Annotated in this window: 19 protein-coding genes; 17 read left to right on the plus strand and 2 right to left on the minus strand. The window is 70.7% G+C overall.

The annotated features are described in order from the left end of the window. The 13 genes from ACWGH4_RS13865 to ACWGH4_RS13925 form a co-directional block, all read left to right on the plus strand. A partial coding sequence (locus tag ACWGH4_RS13865; protein WP_453459778.1) for a hypothetical protein occupies positions 1 to 254 on the plus strand: 254 nt, incomplete at its 5' end. Continuing rightward, positions 251 to 1,120: a RimK family alpha-L-glutamate ligase gene (locus ACWGH4_RS13870; RefSeq protein ID WP_453459781.1), complete on the plus strand. Its 870-nt coding sequence runs from the start codon at positions 251 to 253 to the stop codon at positions 1,118 to 1,120. The genes ACWGH4_RS13865 and ACWGH4_RS13870, both read left to right, overlap by 4 nt. A gap of 14 nt (positions 1,121 to 1,134) precedes the next feature. Then, a complete protein-coding gene (locus ACWGH4_RS13875; RefSeq protein WP_453459784.1) occupies positions 1,135 to 1,782 on the plus strand; it encodes a degT/DnrJ/EryC1/StrS aminotransferase in 648 nt (215 codons plus the stop codon). Further along, entirely contained in the window at positions 1,779 to 3,098 is a 1,320-nt protein-coding gene (locus ACWGH4_RS13880; protein WP_453459787.1) for a DegT/DnrJ/EryC1/StrS aminotransferase family protein, read from the plus strand. The genes ACWGH4_RS13875 and ACWGH4_RS13880 overlap by 4 nt, the downstream gene beginning before the upstream one ends. Continuing rightward, positions 3,091 to 4,152: an N-acetyl-gamma-glutamyl-phosphate reductase gene (gene argC, locus ACWGH4_RS13885; RefSeq protein WP_453459790.1), complete on the plus strand. Its 1,062-nt coding sequence runs from the start codon at positions 3,091 to 3,093 to the stop codon at positions 4,150 to 4,152. Before ACWGH4_RS13880 ends, argC begins: the two co-directional genes overlap by 8 nt. Continuing rightward, the gene (locus tag ACWGH4_RS13890) at positions 4,149 to 5,999 is read left to right on the plus strand and encodes a M20/M25/M40 family metallo-hydrolase (RefSeq protein WP_453459793.1); all 1,851 of its coding nucleotides are present in this window, start codon (positions 4,149 to 4,151) and stop codon (positions 5,997 to 5,999) included. Before argC ends, ACWGH4_RS13890 begins: the two co-directional genes overlap by 4 nt. Further along, complete coding sequence (locus ACWGH4_RS13895) at positions 5,999 to 6,814, plus strand: thiamine pyrophosphate-dependent enzyme (RefSeq protein ID WP_453459796.1); 816 nt, start codon at positions 5,999 to 6,001, stop codon at positions 6,812 to 6,814. Before ACWGH4_RS13890 ends, ACWGH4_RS13895 begins: the two co-directional genes overlap by 1 nt. Further along, positions 6,811 to 7,758, plus strand: a complete 948-nt coding sequence (locus ACWGH4_RS13900; protein WP_453459799.1) for a transketolase — start codon at positions 6,811 to 6,813, stop codon at positions 7,756 to 7,758. Before ACWGH4_RS13895 ends, ACWGH4_RS13900 begins: the two co-directional genes overlap by 4 nt. A gap of 129 nt (positions 7,759 to 7,887) precedes the next feature. After that, on the plus strand, positions 7,888 to 9,141 hold the full coding sequence (locus ACWGH4_RS13905; RefSeq protein WP_453459802.1) for an ATP-grasp domain-containing protein: 1,254 nt from the start codon (positions 7,888 to 7,890) through the stop codon (positions 9,139 to 9,141). Then, complete coding sequence (locus tag ACWGH4_RS13910) at positions 9,138 to 10,463, plus strand: hydrolase (protein WP_453459805.1); 1,326 nt, start codon at positions 9,138 to 9,140, stop codon at positions 10,461 to 10,463. The genes ACWGH4_RS13905 and ACWGH4_RS13910 overlap by 4 nt, the downstream gene beginning before the upstream one ends. After that, positions 10,460 to 11,710 carry an MFS transporter gene (locus ACWGH4_RS13915; RefSeq protein ID WP_453459808.1) on the plus strand — a complete coding sequence of 417 codons (1,251 nt, stop codon included), beginning with the start codon at positions 10,460 to 10,462 and terminating at the stop codon, positions 11,708 to 11,710. The genes ACWGH4_RS13910 and ACWGH4_RS13915 overlap by 4 nt, the downstream gene beginning before the upstream one ends. Positions 11,711 to 11,984: 274 nt before the next feature. Continuing rightward, on the plus strand, positions 11,985 to 12,392 hold the full coding sequence (locus tag ACWGH4_RS13920) for a hypothetical protein (RefSeq protein ID WP_453459811.1): 408 nt from the start codon (positions 11,985 to 11,987) through the stop codon (positions 12,390 to 12,392). Between the two features lie 160 nt (positions 12,393 to 12,552). Further along, on the plus strand, positions 12,553 to 13,833 hold the full coding sequence (locus ACWGH4_RS13925; protein WP_453459814.1) for an MFS transporter: 1,281 nt from the start codon (positions 12,553 to 12,555) through the stop codon (positions 13,831 to 13,833). Positions 13,834 to 13,855: 22 nt separating this feature from the next. On the opposite strand, the gene ACWGH4_RS13930 is transcribed toward ACWGH4_RS13925, so the two are convergent. Further along, positions 13,856 to 14,431 carry a hypothetical protein gene (locus tag ACWGH4_RS13930; protein WP_453459817.1) on the minus strand — a complete coding sequence of 192 codons (576 nt, stop codon included), beginning with the start codon at positions 14,429 to 14,431 and terminating at the stop codon, positions 13,856 to 13,858. Between the two features lie 274 nt (positions 14,432 to 14,705). On the opposite strand from ACWGH4_RS13930, the gene ACWGH4_RS13935 reads away from it, so the two are divergent. From ACWGH4_RS13935 to ACWGH4_RS13950, 4 genes are all read left to right on the plus strand, one after another. Continuing rightward, on the plus strand, positions 14,706 to 15,227 hold the full coding sequence (locus tag ACWGH4_RS13935; protein ID WP_453459820.1) for a hypothetical protein: 522 nt from the start codon (positions 14,706 to 14,708) through the stop codon (positions 15,225 to 15,227). Continuing rightward, positions 15,190 to 15,627 carry a hypothetical protein gene (locus ACWGH4_RS13940; protein WP_453459823.1) on the plus strand — a complete coding sequence of 146 codons (438 nt, stop codon included), beginning with the start codon at positions 15,190 to 15,192 and terminating at the stop codon, positions 15,625 to 15,627. The genes ACWGH4_RS13935 and ACWGH4_RS13940 overlap by 38 nt, the downstream gene beginning before the upstream one ends. Positions 15,628 to 15,840: 213 nt before the next feature. Then, positions 15,841 to 16,233 carry a hypothetical protein gene (locus tag ACWGH4_RS13945; protein WP_453459826.1) on the plus strand — a complete coding sequence of 131 codons (393 nt, stop codon included), beginning with the start codon at positions 15,841 to 15,843 and terminating at the stop codon, positions 16,231 to 16,233. A gap of 338 nt (positions 16,234 to 16,571) precedes the next feature. After that, entirely contained in the window at positions 16,572 to 17,504 is a 933-nt protein-coding gene (locus ACWGH4_RS13950; protein WP_453459829.1) for a hypothetical protein, read from the plus strand. 308 nt (positions 17,505 to 17,812) lie between these two features. On the opposite strand, the gene ACWGH4_RS13955 is transcribed toward ACWGH4_RS13950, so the two are convergent. Further along, positions 17,813 to 18,153 (minus strand): hypothetical protein (locus ACWGH4_RS13955; RefSeq protein ID WP_453459832.1); only part of this gene is annotated, 341 nt, incomplete at its 5' end.

An 18,153-nucleotide genomic window follows, 5' to 3' on the forward strand; every position in this document is an offset into this window, starting at 1 on the left:
GCTCCGAGGGACTCCCGCGCCGCCGGCCGTATCAGCATGCCGATTTACAGAAGGAGTTTCGAAAAATGACCACCGCCATTGCGGCTCCGAAATGCCTCGTGTGCGACACGGAATTCGAGGTCCAGGAAGCCTGGGAAAAGGGCGAGATCACCGAGTGCGCGGCCTGCGGCCAGGAGCACGAGGTCGTGGAGAAGTCCGCCGCCGGCGCGCGGCTGGACCTCGCCCCCGAGGTGGAAGAGGACTGGGGCGAGTGACTTCCGCCGACCAGGTCCTGCTCTCGGTCACGATGCTGCGCCCCGACGAGAAGCTCCTCCTCGGCGCACTGCGTGACGAGGGTCTGACGGCAAGGCCGTTGCTCGTGAAGGATCTGGCCGAGGTCGTGGCGGGCCGCACGGGCCCGCCCGGTCTCGTCCTCATCAGGAACCTTTCGCACCGCGAGGCGATCAGCGTCTCCCGCCGGCTCGAGCACGCCGGAGCCACCACCCTCAACCGGTCGGCGACCATCGAGACCTGCAACGACAAGGGACTTCAGGCGCTGCTCTTCGAGCGCCACGGCGTCCCCCACCCGGTCACCCGGCACGCCTTCAGTTACGAGCAGGTGCACGCGAGCGTCGCCGAACTCGGCCTGCCCGCCGTGGTGAAGCCCGTGAGCGGGTCCTGGGGGCGCGGTGTCACCAAGATGGCCAACGCGGAGTGTGTGGAGGCCTGGGCCGGCGGCCGCGAGTCCGCCGACGCCGCGGGGAAGCTCTTCCCCGTCGTCGTACAGGAGTACATCGACAAGCCCGGCCACGACCTGCGCGTGGTCGTCGTCGGACGCACCCCCGTGGTGGCGATCCAGCGCGTCTCGACCGACTGGCGTACCAATACCCACCTCGGGGCGGAGGTCCGGCGGATCGAGGTCACCACGGAGATCGAGAAGCTCTGCGGCCACGTCGTCGACATCCTCGGCCCCGGTTTCTACGGAGTGGATCTGGTCGAGGACCGGGCCACCGGTGAGCTGCTCGTGCTCGAAGTGAATGCCAACCCCGAATTCGCCCGCTCCTCCGCCCAGCACGGAGTCAACGTGGCCGGCCACCTCGCCGCCTACGTCGCGGAGCAGCTCGCGGCCGCGGCCGCGTGACACGGAGACGACCCATGGAACTGTTCGACACAGCGACGGTGCTCACTCGCGTCCTCACCTCGGGCGTGGTCATGAGCATCGAGAAGAGCGACCGGGAACTGCCCGGTCTGGAAAGGCTGCTGACCAAGCAGACCGGACGCGCGAAGGCGGTCCTCCTCAACAGCCGTACCGGGGCCGTCCACGCGGCCCTCGCCGGCCAGGGCATCGGCCACGGCGACACCGTGTCGCTGCCCGAGCCGGACGCGGCCACCGAAGCGTTCCTGAACTGGCTCGGCGTCACCGTGGAGCCCGCGGTGGACGAAGAGGGCGCGCGACCGGTCGCCTACGACCACGTGGCGCTGGACGCGACCAACGCCGACCGGCTGGCCGACCTGGCCGCCGGCGCGAGTGCCCCCGCGCTGGTCGTGGACCTGACCGGGCTCGGCTTCGGACCGGCCGCGGCCGTGCTGACGGACGACGCCGGGCTCTGGGCCCGCGCCGAGCGGCTGAAGATCTTCGGCGCCTACGACCTGCGCACGATGTGGACGCAGGAGGAGGCCGACGCCTCGCTGGTGCCCGGCGTCCAGTTCAACTACCGGCTGAGCCCCCTGGTGGCCGCCTGCGCACGGATGGCCCTGACCCGAGCGGCGCGTCCCGCCGCCACTTCCGGAGCACGCTCATGATCACTGACTTCCCGGCGGCACCGCTGCCGCTCCCCGACGCCGCGGACCTCGAAGCGGAACTCGCCGCCCTCGGCGGCGGGGCGATGATCCCCAAGGCCATGCGCCGCACGCTCTTCCCGGTCATCACCAAGGAAGACGTCTTCAACCTGATGCTCGCCCAGCGGCAGACGCCCGAGAAGGTCGTCGCCGGCTTCGCCGAGGCCTACCGCTCCTACGTCGGCGCCCGGTACGCCCTGCCCACCGCCAGCGGCACCTCCAGCCTCCACATGGCGCTGGTGGGCGCCGGCGTGCAGCCCGGGGACGAGGTCATCGTCCCCGCGTTCACGTTCATCGCCACCGCCCAGGCCGTCGTCGCCGCCCACGCGATCCCGGTGTTCGTCGACATCGACCCGGTCACGTACTGCATGGACCCGCGGGCCGCCGCCGCCGCGATCACCGACCGGACCCGCGCGCTCATGCCGGTGCACGTCCACGGCCTGCCCGCGGACGTCCCCGCGCTGCGCGTCCTGGCCGACAGCCACGGCATCGCGCTCGTCGAGGACGCCTCGCACGCCCATTCCGCGAAGATCGGCGACCGGCTGGCCGGCTCCTTCGGCGACGCCGCCGGACAGAGCCTGATGGCCGACAAGAACTTCCCGCTCGGCGGCGAGGGCGGTATCGCCTTCTTCTCGACCGAGGAGGCGTACGACCGGGCCGTCGCCTATCTGGATCGGCACGGCATCGACTACGGCATGTCGTGGGTCGCCGCGGCCTTCGGCACCAGCCAGCTGGCACGCCTGCCCTACTACGACGAGATCCGGGCCCGCAACGCCGCCCTGATCGGCGAAGCCCTGGGTGAGACCGGCCTGTTCACCCCGCCGCACGTACCGGACGGGCATGTCCACGCGTACAACATGTACCGGATGACCCTGCACCCGGACGCCGTGGGACTCGGCGACCTCCCGGTGCACGCCGTCAAGGAGGCGGTGCACGAACTGCTCGTCGCCGAGGGCGTCCCCGCCCGCGAGTGGCAGAACACCCCGATCCCGTGCCACCTGCCCTTCCGGCACCGCGACGGCTTCGGAGGCGGCTACCCGTTCACCCTCAACCCCGGGGCCGTGCGCGACCACCGCCCGGAGGACTTCCCCGTCACCCTGGGGATGCTGGACAGCACCCTGGTCCTCTGCCGCGAGCTGCGCTCCCCGGTCGAGTACGAGCGCATCCTGCGCTACGCCGACGCCTTCAGGAAGGTCGCCCGGCGCCCGGACGCCATCCGCAAGCTCGTCGAACAGGGCGATTACCGCCGCCCGTACGAGAAGGCGGCCCGTCTTGGCTGAGACCTCTCACGAGACGATCCGCGTCGCCGTCATCGGCGCCAGCGGTTACACCGGCGGCGAGATGATCCGGCTCCTGCTGGAGCACCCCCACGTCGAGCTCGCCTTCCTCTCCGCGGAGCGCAGCGCGGGCGCCACCATCGGCAGCGTCCATCCCTGGCTGCGCAACCACCCCAAGGCGGCCGGGCTCAAGTTCCGCCCCCTGGCGCGGCTGGCGGACATCGACGCCGTCGACATCGCCTTCGGCTGCCTGCCCACCGGCGCCCTCCCCGAGCAGCTGCCGCTGATCGCCGAGCACGCCAAGCGGGTCGTGAACCTGGGCGGAGACTTCCGGCTGCGGGACAGCGCGGAGATCCTGACGCACTATCCGCGGACCGCCGCCCACCCGCCGTCGGAGGACTTCGCCTACTACGTCCCCGAGCTCAGCGACGGCGTCCCGGAGAGCCGGTTCATCAGCCTGCCCGGCTGCATGGCCGTCACCAGCGTCTACGCCCTGTACCCGCTGTTCGCCGAGTCCCTCGTGGACGGCCGTGTGATCGTCGACGCCAAGACCGGCTCCACGGGCGGGGGCCGCGGCGGCAGCGAGCCGCCCGCCGAGCGCAGCGGCAACTTCCGCGTGCACAAGCTGTACGGGCACCGGCACGCGCCGGAGGTCCGCCAGGCCATCGCCGACCACACCGGCGCGGCCATGGACCTGCGGTTCTCCACCCACAGCCTCGACGTGGCCCGCGGCATCATGGTCACCGCGTACACCGAACTGCGGCCCGGAGTCGCGGCGCTGGACGTCAAGCGCGCCTACGCCAGGGCGTACGTCGGCAAGCCGTTCGTGCGGGTCCGGCCGGCGCCCAAGGTGCCGCAGGACTTCCCCATGCTCAAGGCCGTCGTCGGCTCGAACGTCGCCGAGGTCGCGATCGCGGTCCGCGACGGCCAGTGCGTCGCCGTGGCCGCCCTCGACAACCTGATCAAGGGCGCTGCCGGCCAGGCCGTGCAGGCCATGAACCTGATCTTCGGCTTCGACGAGACGTCCGGGCTGCCCACCACGGCGGTGTCGCCATGACCCGGCCCCTCTACGTGATCAAGGTCGGCAGCGCGACGCTCGACCGCGAGACCATCCACAAGGAGATCGCGGACGTGGTGGCCCGCGGCGCCCGGGTACTCCTGGTCACCGGCGGCGCCACCGGCATCGAGCGGCACTACGCGGCGATCGGCCGGCCGATGCCGCAACTGCGGCTCACCGGCGGCGACTCGGTCCGCTACTGCCCGCCCGAGGAGATGACGCACCTGGTCGACGCCTACGAGCGGGTCACCCTGCCCGCCGTGGAGCAGGGACTGCGGACCCTCGGGCTGAGCGTGTTCACCGCCGTGGCCGCGCGCGGCGGCCTGGTGACCGGCCGGGCCAACCGCCCCTTGAAGGCACTGTCCCCCGAGGGCCGTCCCGTCGTGGTCCGCGACCACCGCGCCGGAGTTCCCGCCGACGTCGACACCGTACGGCTGAACGCCCTGCTCGACACGTACGACGTGGTGTGCCTGTCGCCGCCGGTGGCGGGCCGGGCCGGCGAGCCGCCGCTGAACGTCGACGCAGACGTCCTCGCCGCGGTCCTCTCCAACGCCCTGCACGCCGACCATCTGCGGCTGGTCACCGGCACGCCCGGACTGCTGACCGACCCGGACGACCCCCGCTCGACCCTGTGCAACGCCTATCCGGGCGACGGCGCGCAGTACGCGGGCGGCAGGATGCGCCAGAAGGTCCGCGCCGCCGAGATCGCCCTGGAGGGCAGCGCGGACGTGGCCGTCACCGGTCCGCACACCATGACGGAGCCGGCGGGCTGGACCCGCTTCTGGCGCACCAGGGAACCCGCCGCCGACCTCGGCCTGCTCACCCGGCTGGTCTCCGTGCCATCGGTCTCCGGCGACGAGGCGGAACTCGCCTCGTTCCTGGCCGAGTGGTGCCAGGAGCGCGGCATGAGGGCCAGGGTCGACGAGGCGGGAAACCTGGTCGCGACCCGCGGCGACGGCCCCCGGCGGCTGCTGCTCCTCGGCCACCTCGACACGGTGCCGCACCACTGGCCCGCCGAATGGCGCGAGGACGAACTGTGGGGACGCGGCAGCGTCGACGCCAAGGGCAGCCTGGCGAGCTTCCTGGAGGTGCTCGCGCACGCGGACATCCCGGAGGACGGCCAGCTGTGCGCGATCGGCGCGGTCGAGGAGGAGATCTCCTCCTCCAAGGGCGCCTTCCACGTGCGCGACACCTATCCGGCCGACGCCGTCGTCATCGGTGAGCCCAGCGGCTCGCGGACCCTGACCCTCGGCTACTTCGGCCTGTTCAAGCTCGAGGTGACCGCGTCCGTGCCCAGCGGGCACTCGGCCGGCATGGACGCGGTGTCCGCCCCGGACCACCTGATCGGGGCCCTCGGCGAGATCCGTGCCTCGGTCCTCGCGCAGGCGCCCGACGCCCTGAGCGCGGTCATCGACATCAGCTGCGCGACCGGGCGCGAGCAGAACCGGGCCACCGGGATCCTCAACTTCCGGGTGCCGCCCACGGCCGACCTGGAAGCGCTGCGCACCGCCGCGCTCGGCCATGTCCGCGAGGGCGTGGAGATCGAGGTGCTGCGCGCCACCCCGGGCTACGCCGGCGGCCGTTCCGGCCCGCTGGTCAAGGCCTTCACCCGGGCCTTCGCCGATGCCGGGATCAGGCCCCGCTTCGTGGTGAAGAAGGGGACCTCCGACATGAACACGCTGGCCACCACCTGGCACGACGTGCCGATGGTGGCGTACGGGCCCGGCGACTCCTCGCTCGACCACACCGACGAGGAGCGCATCGGCGGCATGGAGTACCGCACCGCCCGCTCCCTGCTCGCCGACGCGGTCAACCGATGGTTCGCCCTGCCCGAAGGGAGCCGCTGATGACCGCCGTACTCGACCCGCCGGAGACCCTGCCCGTCCTGGACATCCTCGCCGCCCGCGCGGCGGAGGCCAGGCGGCTGGTCGTCGACATGGCCGCGAGCCCGCGCGGCTGCCACCTCGGCGGCAGCCTGTCCGTGCTCGACATCCTGATCGCGGCGCTGCACCGGGTCTCGGCCGGCGACGGCACCGAGGTCGTCCTGAGCAAGGGCCACGCGGCCGCCGGCCTCTACGCCGCCCTGCACGTCAGCGGCGTCCTGCCGGAGAACCCCGCCCCGCTGTACGGCATGGCGGACGGGCCCTACACCGGACACCCGGGCCCCAAGGTGCCCGGCGTCCGGTTCCCCACCGGGAGCCTCGGCCACGGAGTGCCGTACGCCGCCGGGTGGGCGCTGTCCCGCCGGATCGCGGGCCGGCCGGGGCTCGGCATCGCCGTCGCGGGTGACGGTGAGCTCCAAGAGGGTCTGGTCTGGGAGACCTGCCAGGTCGCCGCTGCCCAGGGGCTGGGCAACTTCGTGCTCGTCGTGGACCGCAACGGCGGCCAGAACGACGGGCCGGTGGCCGACATCTCGCCGCTGCCCCGCCTCGCCGACCGGTTCGCCGCCTTCGGGTTCGAGGTGGCGGAGACCGACGGGCACGATCTCGCCGCCCTCACGGCGCTGTTCGCCGCGGACCGGTCGACGGCCCGCCGGCCGCTGGCCGTCGTCGCGGACACCGTCAAGGGGAAGGGCGTGCCGGCCGTGGAGGGGAAGGCCGCCTCCCATTACGTGACCATCGACGCCGCGCGCGCCGCCAAGTGGAAGCGAGCTGTCCGATGACTCTCTCCGGCCGGGACGCCTACCGGGACGAGCTCACCGGGCTCGCCGCCGACGACGACTCCATCGTGTGCCTCGAGGCGGACCTGGGCGGCAAGGGCCACCCCTTCCAGGCCGCCCATCCGGAACGGTTCTTCAACCTCGGCATCGCGGAAGGCGCCATGGTCGACATGGCGGCGGGCCTCGCCGCAGGCGGCCTCAAGCCGTTCGCCAGCACCTTCGCGCCGTTCGCGGCCCTGAGGGCGGCGGAGAGCCTGAAGCTGACCCTCGGCTATCTGTCCGCAGGGGTCACCGTCGTCGCGCCCTACGCGGGTGTCTCCGGAGCGTGGTTCGGCACCACCCACCACTGCCTGGAGGACCTGGCGATCCTGCGCAGCGTCCCCGGCGTGACCATCGCGGCCCCTTACGGCGAGGCCGAGATGCGCGCGGTGGTCCGGGCGGCCGTGCGCTCCGGCAAGCCGCACTACATCCGGACCGGCCGCAACGCCGCGTACGACTCGATCGACTGGACGGGCGAGCAACCGCCCCTCGTCAACTGGGAGTTCCGTTCCGGACCCGAGGAGGTCTGCCTGGTGTCGGTGGGGGAGGAGGGCACCCGCCTGGCCATGGCGGCCCGGCCGGCCGTGCCCGGCGCCGCCCACGCGCACCTGGTCTACCTGGACCACGAGCATCTGACCCTGGCCGCCGCCGAACTGGCCCGCCACCACAGGCGGTTCGTCGTCATCGAGGAGCACCGGGGCCAGGGCGGTATCGCCGAGGGTCTCGCGCTGCTGATGCCCCGGTGCGAGGTCACGTCGGTGAGCGCGGACCAGAGCTGGCCCTACCGGGGCGGCGACCACGAGGAGGTCATGGCCGCGCTCGGCCTCGACCTGCCCGCCGTGCTCGCGGCCGTGGACAGGGCCGGGTCCCGGGCTCCGGCGGCAGCCTCCGGAGCCGCCGCCCGCTGAGCCGTTGCCCCGGACGCCCGGAAGCACCCGCGCCCGACCGCATCACGCGCATCGACCACCCACCGCATCCCCGCGCTGCCGCACACCACACAACCGGCAGCGACCACGAGACCTCAGGAGTACATACTCATGCATATCCTCATGATCGAATGCAACCCGAACGGGATCGCCGGCATCGCCAACGCCCTGGAACTGGGCCACGACGTCACCCTCGTGTCGGTCGACCCCGACTTCTACCTCGGCGTCTCCCCCCTGGCGGAGGCCGCCTACGCGCACCCCAGGTGCCAGGTGGTCAAGAGCGAACAGGCCTTCTCCATCGAGGACCTGACGGCGCTCGCACGCAGCCTGCACGCCGAGAAGCCGGTCCACGGCGTCACCACCTACAGCGAGTACCACACCGTGCACACCGCGGCGGTCGCCGAGGCGCTCGGCCTGCCGGGCATGAGCGTCGAGGGCGCCCGCAACGCCCGGCACAAGCACCTGACCCGCCTCACCCTGGACGGCACCGGCGTACGGCAGCCGCGCTTCGCCCACGTCGCCGACCCGGCCGGGGTCGAGGCCGCCGTTCGCGAGATCGGCTTCCCCTGCGTGGTCAAGCCCTCCGACGGCACGGCCAGCCTGCACGTCCTGCACCTCAAGGACGAGGACGACCTGCGCGACTACCTGGCCGAACTGGCGGACGTCGTCGACTACGGCCGCGGCGTCGTACGCATCCCGGACATCCTCATCGAGGAGTTCGTCACCGGCGAGCTGATCTCCGTGGAGTCCTGCGTCCTCGGCAACGGCGAGGTCGTCAACCTCGGCCTGACCGACCGGCCGCTGAGCGGGTTCCCGCACTTCATCGAGATGGGCGCCACCTACTTCAGCGGACACCCGCTCCAGGACGAGCTGTTCGCCACCACCACCCGCGTACTGAACGAACTCGGCGTCGACTTCGGCTTCATCCACACCGAGTACCTGCTCGGCGCGGACGGCCCGGTGCTGTGCGAGGTCAACGGCCGTCTCATCGGCGGGATCGTGCCGAGCCTCATGCAGATCACCTCCGGCGTCGACCCCTACCTCGAGGTCATCCGGCAGGCCCTCGGCGAGCGGCCCGAACTCCCCTTCCCCGGCGAGACCACCGCCGGCGGCCACTGGTTCGGCGCCCCCGTCGCCGGCACCGTGGAGGCCATCGGCTTCGACTCCATCGAGGAGCTCCCCGGCTTCCACAGCGCCCTTGCCTACAAGAAGCCGGGCACCCCGGTCACCCGGCTGTCCCGCAGCAACTTCGACTGGATCGGCCACATCATCTTCACCGGCGCCGACCGCGACGAGGTCAACAAGCGGTGCGAGGCGGCCCTCGACGGCATCGACCTGCGGATGAAGGTCGACGTGGCCCGATGAACACGACCGCCCACCGCCAGGCGCCGCCCGCGACCCTCCGGGGCGTGGCCGTGCCCGCCCTCGACGACGAGGCGCTGTTCGACGTCACCACCGAGGACGGCGTCTTCACCCGCATCGAACCCTCGGGCACACGCGGCGGAGGCGAGACGGAGCTGTGGCCCGGCTACACCGAGACCCACGCCCATGTCTCGCTGCCCGCCAACTGGGACGACTCCGTCGACGACCCGCGGATCGTCGCCCTCCAGTACCTCTACCACGGGGTCACCCACGTGGTGGACATGTTCGGCTTCCCCCTGGTGTCCGATGCCTGGGAAGCCGGCAGCCGCACCTCGCCCTGGCCGTACCCCGAGATCGCCCACTGCGGATACGCGGTGACGGCGATGACCAACGCGGCCGGACTGCGCGGGCACGGCGTCGAATTCCCGGCGCCCGTCCACATGCTCGCCGTCGAGGCCGACCTGGACCACGCGCTGCGCACCAACACCGAGCGGGGCGGCACCTTCCTCAAGGTCATGTTCACGGACGGCACGGAGCAGCCGGGCACCCCCGTACGCTTCTCCCGCCTGTCCGAGCGGGTCCTCAAGTTCACCGCCCGGATCGCCGCCGAGCGCGGCATCACCGCGGTCATCGACTGCAACACGCTCCAGGAGACCCTCTGGGCGTACGACTGCGGATTCCGGCTCTTCGCCCACTCGGTGCGGGACCGGACCCTGGACGCGGCCGACTGGAAGCGGCTCGAGGGCGCCCGGTTCGTCTCCACTCTCGCCGGACTGAGCCCCATGGTCATGACACGGGAGGAGTTCCTCGCCGACTACGGCCGCGAGGGATTCGCCGAGACCCAGGACCGCTACAACCTCGCATTCGTCCAGGGCATCGAGAAGCCCTTCGGGATCGAGTACGGCTGCCAGGAGACCCGCACCGCCGCACTGGCCGACATGCGGCGCAACGCCCTCACCGCGCTGCGCCACGGCAACCTGCTCGTCGGCACCGACTCCGGCAACACCGGCGCCTATCACGGCTACTCCCTCCTCAGCGAGCTCGACCTGCTGCGCGGCGACGACGTCTCCTCGGCCGGAGCGCTGCGCCGGCAGGCCACGGTCGGCGGCCGCCGCTACTTCGACGAACTGCGCGGCGACACCGCCGGAGCCCATCCCCTGAGCCCCGGGGCGGCGGCCACGTACAACCTGCACGCGCCCGGCAAGCCGCTCTCGGCACTGCCCCTGGCCACCGTCGTCCGGGGTGTACCGGTCGACCGGCCCGCCGTCGCGCGCGCCATCGCGGACCTCCGCGCCACCGAGTCCAAGGGAAAGGTCGCGCTATGACCATCGAACGCAGGCGGGCACTCATCGGCGTCAACGCCGGCATCTTCCTCGCCCACATCGGGAACTTCATCTGGTTCCCCGTACTCCTCGCCTCGCTCGGCGGCACCGACAGCGGCTTCTGGGCCGGCGTGGTCATGTGTATGACGTACGTGGGCCGTCTGCTCGCCACGTTCTTCTACGAGGGGACCGCGGCCCGCGTCGGCATCCGGGGTGCGGTGTTCCTCGGCACCGCCATGGAGGCGGTGGCGCTGGGCGCCATGGGCTTCAGCGGCGGCGTGCTCGTCTACAGCGTGCTCGCGTTCTTCATCGGATTCGGTTCCGGAACCGCCTTCCCCGGCCTGAAGAACATCCTCGTCTCCTACCCGGACGACGAGCGGCCCAAGGCGTTCTCCACCTTCCAGATGTCGGCGCAGGTGGGCCTGTTCGGCGGTGCGCTGCTCGGCGGTCTGCTCGCCGACGTGGATCTGCGCACTCTCTTCAGCGTCGTGTTCGCCATCTTCATCGGCTTCTGCCTCGCGTCCTCGGCGTTCATCCCGCGCGACGGGTTCGAGACACAGGCAGCGGCCGACGCGCGGGCGGCCGAGGCGGCCCAGGCGCCCAAGCCGCTGTTCAGCCTGACCGTGTTCAAGGGCATCGACGTACGGGGAGCCACCCGGTACTTCCTGCTCTCGGCCGTGTTCTGGTTCCTCTCGATCGGCTTCCTGGTCGGCATTCCGCTCCACATGGAGGAGTACGCGCCGCAGTGGGCGCCGTCCGCACCGTTCTGGATCACCGGTCTGAGCGTCCTGGTGCTCCAGTACCCCCTCTTCAAGTTCCTGATCAAGCACCTGCGTCCGGGCGCCGTCATGGCCGTCGGCCTGGCCGGCATGACCGCCGCCTTCCTCGCCTTCGGCGCCGGCCGCAGTGCCGCCTGGGTGATCGTCGGCTGTCTCGTCGTCGTCCTCGGCGAGGTCCTCTTCGTGCCGTCCTTCGACATCTGGGTCGCCCGCAAGGTCCCCGAGCAGCGACTGGCCAAGGCCATGGGCGCCATGCACTTCTTCCGCAGCGCGGGCAACATGGTCGGCTCGCTCCTCGCCGGCGTCCTGTTCGACCTGTCGCTCTCCCTCGGCGTTCCGGGCGCCAACTGGTACGCCGCCGCCGCGGTGGCGACAGCGTGTGCGGTCGTCTGCCTGATCAGCCGGGACGGAACGGCCACGGTCCAACCGGCCGAGGAGCCCGCGCCGGAGACGGAGGCGGCCCCCGCGTAACACCCGTCGCGAGCCAGGGGGGCGCACCCGGCGCCCCCCGCTCGGCGCTCCGCCGTGCCCCGGCACGACACGGCGTACAGCCTCGCCGTCCGAACTGATCACCGTGCGGCCCCGGCTCCGGCCCCGGCCCCGGAAGGTATGGCCACAGGTCGCCGTACCTCTCCGCTGTGCCCGGGCGCGACGCCAAGGAGCGGCTCACCCACGTCGAAGTACCTGGTCGGAACTGAGTACGTGCGCCCTGGCCCGTCCCGGCACGAGCCGGGACGCTGGAGCCATGCGACAAGGACTTGCGAAACTCGTTCCCCAGCTGGCGGCAAGCCTCGTACTGGCGGCGCTCTCGGTCGGGGCATGGGCCGCCTGGCTGGGCTGGGACCAGCAGCGTGACGTGCAGCCGGACGGCTCGACGACCGGCCCGTACGAGGCGTGGCAGGTGATCGGCCTGGTGCTGACCCTGCTGGCGCTGGTGTACGGGGCGGTGTCCCGGAACTACATAGCGGCCGTGGCCGGCATCCCGGTCGGTCTGACCGCCGCGGCCTATTACGACTGGTCGGACGACTCCAGCGGCCTCTTCATGGTCGGCGTGCTGATGGTCATGGCCGGCAGCCTCGCCGTGACCGCCGGCGTGACCGCCCTGATCGCGTTTCTGACACGAGACGGACGCCGGCGCAGGCGCACCACGTAGCCCCGCCGTCCCGTCCGCCGTGGAGCGGCGGCGCGGGGTGGCCGGACGGCAGCCCTGGACGGAGAGTCCGGGGCCGAGGGCACCACGGCGTGAATGGCCCTCGAACCGGCACAAGAACTGGCCCAAGGCAGCTCGTGATCGCGCGTCTAGCGTCATGGGCATGCCTGTTTCGCCACCGCGTCCGACGTCCACGGACCGAGCCGCGCCTCGTGTGCTCGCCGCCGCACAGTTGGCCAACTCCATCGGGGACGGAGCCTTCTACACCTGCTCGGCGCTGTACTTCTCACAGGTCGTCGGGCTGTCGGCCGGGCAGATCGGCCTCGGCCTGACGACGGCCTGGGGCGTGGGTTCCCTGGCAGGCGTACCACTCGGGCAGCTCGCGGACCGCCGGGGGCCGCGCGGCACCGCGTTGCTGCTGGCTCTGGCGACGAGCGCCACGGTCGTCGCGTTCCTCTTCATACGCTCCTTCGTGCCGTTCCTGATCGCCGCCTGCCTGTACACCACGGCCCAGTGCGGACTGGCGGCCGCCCGGCAGGCGCTCCTCGCAGGGCTGGTCGAACCGTCGGAGCGCACAGGCGTTCTGGCGCGGCTCCAAGCGACGCTCAACGCGGGGCTCGCCGTAGGGGCCGCTCTCGGCGGGCTCGCCCTGCACGCCGGCACCCGCGCCGCCTACCTCGCCGTCTTCGCCCTCGACGCGGCCTGCTTCCTGGCGTGTGCGCTGATCCTCCACAGGCTGCCGCGGGTACTGCCCGTACCGCCGGGCGCGGGCACCGTGCCGGGCAAGCCAGGGCTCGCGGTGCTGCGTGACCGCCCCTACGTGCTGGTCACGCTGCTGAACGCAGTCCTGCTGCTGCGGCTGCCGCTGCTCAGTCTGGCCCTGCCGCTGTGGATCGCCGAGCGTACGGAGGCGCCGGACTGGACGGTGTCGGCGCTCTTCGTCCTCAACACCCTGGCGGTGACGCTCTGCCAGGTCCGCGTGGCCCGGAAGGTGACCGACACCGCGACGGCGACCCGCGCCGTCCGCAGATCGGGACTTGTGATGCTCGCGTCGTGCGCGGTCTTCGCCACGACCGCCCTGTCCGGCCTCTCCGCCTGGTCGGCGCTCGCCGTACTGACCCTTGGGGCGGCGCTCCAGGTCGCCGCGGAGATGCAGCACTCGGCCGGCGCGTGGCAGATCAGCTTCTCCCTCGCACCGCCCGACCGGATCGGCCAGTACCAGGGCTTCTTCGGCTCCGGCATCCCGGTGGCCCGCACGCTGGGCCCGGCCCTCGCCACCACTTTGCTGGTCACCTTCGGCCCGGCGGGCTGGCTGCTCCTCGGAGCGGTCCTCCTGGCCGCCGCGACGGCCATGACCCCCGCGGTCCGCCGCGCGGAGCGCGGACGCCCCGCCGCCTACCGGGCCGGGCGGTACGAAAGGCCCAGCCGGAAGGCGGGACGGTGAGCGGTCGCGCGAACCCCGTTCCTCAGAGCTTGCCTCCCACCAGGACCGTGCGATGGCCACCCAGCGCGCGTGCGAATCGTTCAAGAAAGCCGGGGCTGAAATCGGGCCAGTCCCAGAACTCGAAGCCCAGGTAGCCGAATGCGTAGTAGTCGTCGCCCCAGGCCCACGCGGTCAGGTCACCGGCTCGACCGCAGCGTGGGCACGTAACGGCGGCTCGGCCCGTGTCGTCCCAGGTGTCGATGGCCCTTCCGAAGGGCTCCCAGGCGCCCTCGATCATGTCCCACTCATCGGTGTACAGGTCCACGCGGCCGGCACAGTGAGGGCACACGGCGTACATGGCGTCGCCCTGCCCGCCGTGGAAGACGGTTCGGCCCGTCTCGATCTTGAGTCCGTCGCTGGGCTCCCAGTCCGCTTGGGCCACCGCCTTGGCCCAGAGAGGACCGGGCGGATGTCCCAGCGGGGCGCCGAGAACACAGTCCGTGCGCTCGGCGCGGACTATCCCTTCCCTGACGAGCCAGTCAAGGCCGCGAGCAGCGAGGTCTGCCGCGTCTGCCGGCGTGGCATCCACGTCGACGACGGTCTGAAAGTAGTTTCCCATGAGGCGTGACAGTAGAAGACCCCACCGACAGCACCTGAGCTCTACGGGGGGCGGAGGCCCTCGGCCTGGCAATTCACGACGCTCTGAAGCGGCGGCAGTTGGCGCCGCGCCAGGCAACAGGCTTGCTGCCGCAGGGGGATGAGCCGGGAGGTGGAGTCCCATAGGTTCAGAAGCGCATGACTCCGCGTGGAGCAGCGCGGATTGGGCGAGCCAGTTTGCCCCGGCCGGCCCCCAGGAGAGGCCGGGGTACGTGCGCAACGGAAAATCTGAAGCAATGACCGTGATTGAAAGCCTGTGGGAAGACTCCGAGCTCCCCATCAAGGATGCAGTCCACTTCGCCGACGGGCACTCTTGCGACGTCACCCTCGACCCCGACGTGCCGGGGGGATTCAGGGTGCTCGCTCCCTTCGACCTCAACGAGATGCTGGAGAGGGACCCGTTGTGGGTGTCTTCGGTCGATGGGCTTGCCGCGGTGGACCTGGGCGAGAAGGGGCTGCTGTGGGGCGGCGAGGGTTCCTACGGGTCGGAGGGCTTCATCGCGCGTCTGACCGCTGATCGTGCGCTGATTTGGGCGATGTTCTTCACGGAATCCAACCCGTTTGATCGGATTCAACTGTCCCAGAAGGTCGCTACCTTCAGCTCGACGTCGGGGTCCGAGATCACGGTCCACATCGACGACCCACGAACTCCAGTCCCTGGACCGGCGCCACGTGGCCCCGCCGGGTGCGACGATCGCCGGGTCGAGCATCATGTGCCGCATGCTGCTGACCTTCGGTCCCGACCGCCAGACACGTGAGTTCACGTGCGACTGTTGTGACGCTCCCATTGAGCGGGCGTGGGGCTTCGTCCACGCCGACGGTGCTCCGCACGCCGTGTACTTCGCGAACTGCTACCACCACACCGACCGCGATCACGATGCCTGGATAGACGTCATCTTCGGAACGTGGGGTGAGGGACCTGACCAGTGGAGTGACCACGTCGCCTTCGCCTGCCGCATCGGTCCGGTGGTGGGGCAGACCACGCCTGCCTCCACGCTTGTGACCGCCGGCCTGGCCCACCCCGACGGTCCGCTCTTCGGGCTCAAACTCGATCGCGGGGCCGCCCTGCGGCACCCGCGCTTGAACGAGTTCTGGAAGGTCTCGGACTTCATACTGGAGAACGATCCACTGGTGCGAGGGCACATCTACGGCCACTAGGAGACGAGGCCGGCGGAGTCTGACCTGAGTCATGGTGGTCGGCGGGTGCCCCCGACGCTGTCAGACGTCTTCGCCGGTGGCCTCAAGGTCGTCCATAGCCTGATTGTGGAAGTCGCGCTAGGCCTGGCGGCACGGGGCGGCGAAGTACATGCGTCCAGCCTCAGCGAGTCCGCAGTTCAGGAGGCGCATGGTGACGAACACAGCGTCGGTCCCATGGCAGTTCTGGTCCTTCAGCCACCGCTGCAGCGTGTTGCTGTCGTGCGTCGCTTCCCAGATCGATCGGGCCGATTGGATCACGGCTGCGATGCGGGCCGATCGTTCTGGTCCGATGCCCACCGGCTGCGCCTCCTGGGTCACCGCAGCTTACTGAATCCCTTGTCGGGCCAGGCAGAGGGATGGTGGATGCGCATCGCTCTCGGAGTGCGCCCAGAGGACGTCGACGTGTCGGCGAGCGAGGACGATCAGGGCTTGGACGTGTTTGTCACCTCCTGGGTGAAGCCGGCACGGTACCGACGGGATCGACTCCCGGGTCGTGCCGAGCGGCAAAAGGCTGCCGACGTGCCCGATGATCAGCCATCGGGCACGGAACGGGCACGCGAAGCCTGATCCGGTCTAGACAACAAAGAAGCCCCGGGCCGCTGGCCTGGGGCTTTCTCGTGGAGCGGGTGACGGGAATCGAACCCGCGCTCTGAGCTTGGGAATCACCGGCGCTGTCGGGCGACATTGTGCCGATGACCTGCCTGAACGCCCGCACGACGGCACTGGAGGTCGGCAGGCAACGACCGGCGTTGACCGTGGTTTTCCCTCTGTTCTGGCACGGATCTGGCACAAGCACCGGAAGGCATGTGTCAACTTCCCCGGGAGTCATAGTCCCTACACCATGAGGAGGATCGCCGGGAGCAGCTCGGCCGGCGGTGTCATTGGCCTGTGATTCACTCCCGGTCATGGACGAATGGGAGTTGCTCGCGGCCATTCACGCCCTGGTGGCGCTGGATCAGGGAGATCTGGTGTGCAGCCAGGTCGGTCATGAGGCGGGGCATGTGTGCCTGGCGGCAGATGACGGCATGGACCTGCCTGCCTTCGGCCGGGTACTCAGCGGCCGGTACGGACAGAGGCGCAACCTGGCCATGGACGGGTACGCCGATCCGACACTGACCGAACGAACCGGAGCGCCGCTCCTCGCCCCCTTCGGAGACCTGGTCGTCGAGATGCGCGCATGGACGCACGCCGACCGATGGATCGGCTGCGGCGCGGTCCGGGCCGGCAGCGATGTGAGGCCGGTACTGCTGGTCGCCGAGCGGGCCGCACCGCAGCCGGACGGGCTGACGGAGGATGCTCCCTGGGTGGACCGCGTCGTCGCCGTCACCGGGTGGGAGCGGGAGCGGAGCAACGCGGTCGACTGGGTGACGGTTGAGACCCGTCTCGGGACGGCGCTGCCCAGTGACTACAAGGAACTGGTCGAACGCTTCGGGTACGGCGAATTCGACGACTACCTCGGCCTCCTGATCCCCGACGGGCCGCCCGGCAGCCTCGACCTCGTCGGGACCAACGAGTTCTGGGCTCGATCGGCCGGAGCCGACGGCAGCGGCAGGTGGGAGCCGTACCGCCTGTACCCGGCTCCGGGCGGGTTGCTGCAGTGGGCGAGCACGGAACAGGAGACGTCGTTCTACTGGCTCACCGAGGGCGCCGACCCTGACCGGTGGCCCATCCTCTTGACCGAGGACGACCACTCCGAGTGGGACCGGTTCGACGGCTCGACCGCGGAGTTCATCTATCGCATGCTCACCGACCCGCGGCACCCACACTCGACCGCTCGCTACTTCGACCGTCACTGGTTCATGAGCTACGAGAGCCCAAACCAGGAGGACGATCAGTAGCGCCGTCCGACACCCGCTTTAGGAGCGAGGTTGGGCGATCACAGGCGTGACCTGCGGATTCCCTAGCCTGATCAGGGTCCGGCTGCACTCACCCCTGTGCACCCGGGTTCCCCGTGAGTCCCCGTCCGTTCTGGCACGAGAGTGGCACGGCCCGGGGACCGTGCCACGACTCCTCGATGCGAACTACGGGCACGAAGGTCGCTGAGGTCTGCGGGCCTGGTCAGTCAGCCTTTGAAGATCCAGGGCGTGCACTGACGGTCAGCGTGGTTGCTGTACCCCGCTGCTGTACAGCAATCCGATGCGGCGGTTCAGCGTGGGTCTGTGCCTATCCCCTGCTCGGCTACCGCTGCGGCAAGGGCCAGGATCGCCTCAACCTGGGCGACTGCGATGGCTGTGTCGTACATACGCTTCTTAACCAGGGACTTGGCGTCCAGCGCTTCGAGCAACTCGCGAGCGTAGCTTCCGGCGCGTCGGGCAGTCTGTGGACCTGCCCGGTAAAGCACGACGTTGGGGCCATGATCTTCGAGGCTCGCGCCAAAGTGGCTGGCTAAAGTCGTGGAGCCGACCGCCCCAGCCACGGCGGGTTTCCCCTCCGTCGCCCGCAGCACGTAGCGCGCCGCCGGGCGCGGCCAGCCGGGGCGAAGACAGG

Source organism: Streptomyces sp. NPDC054847, assembly GCF_053610925.1.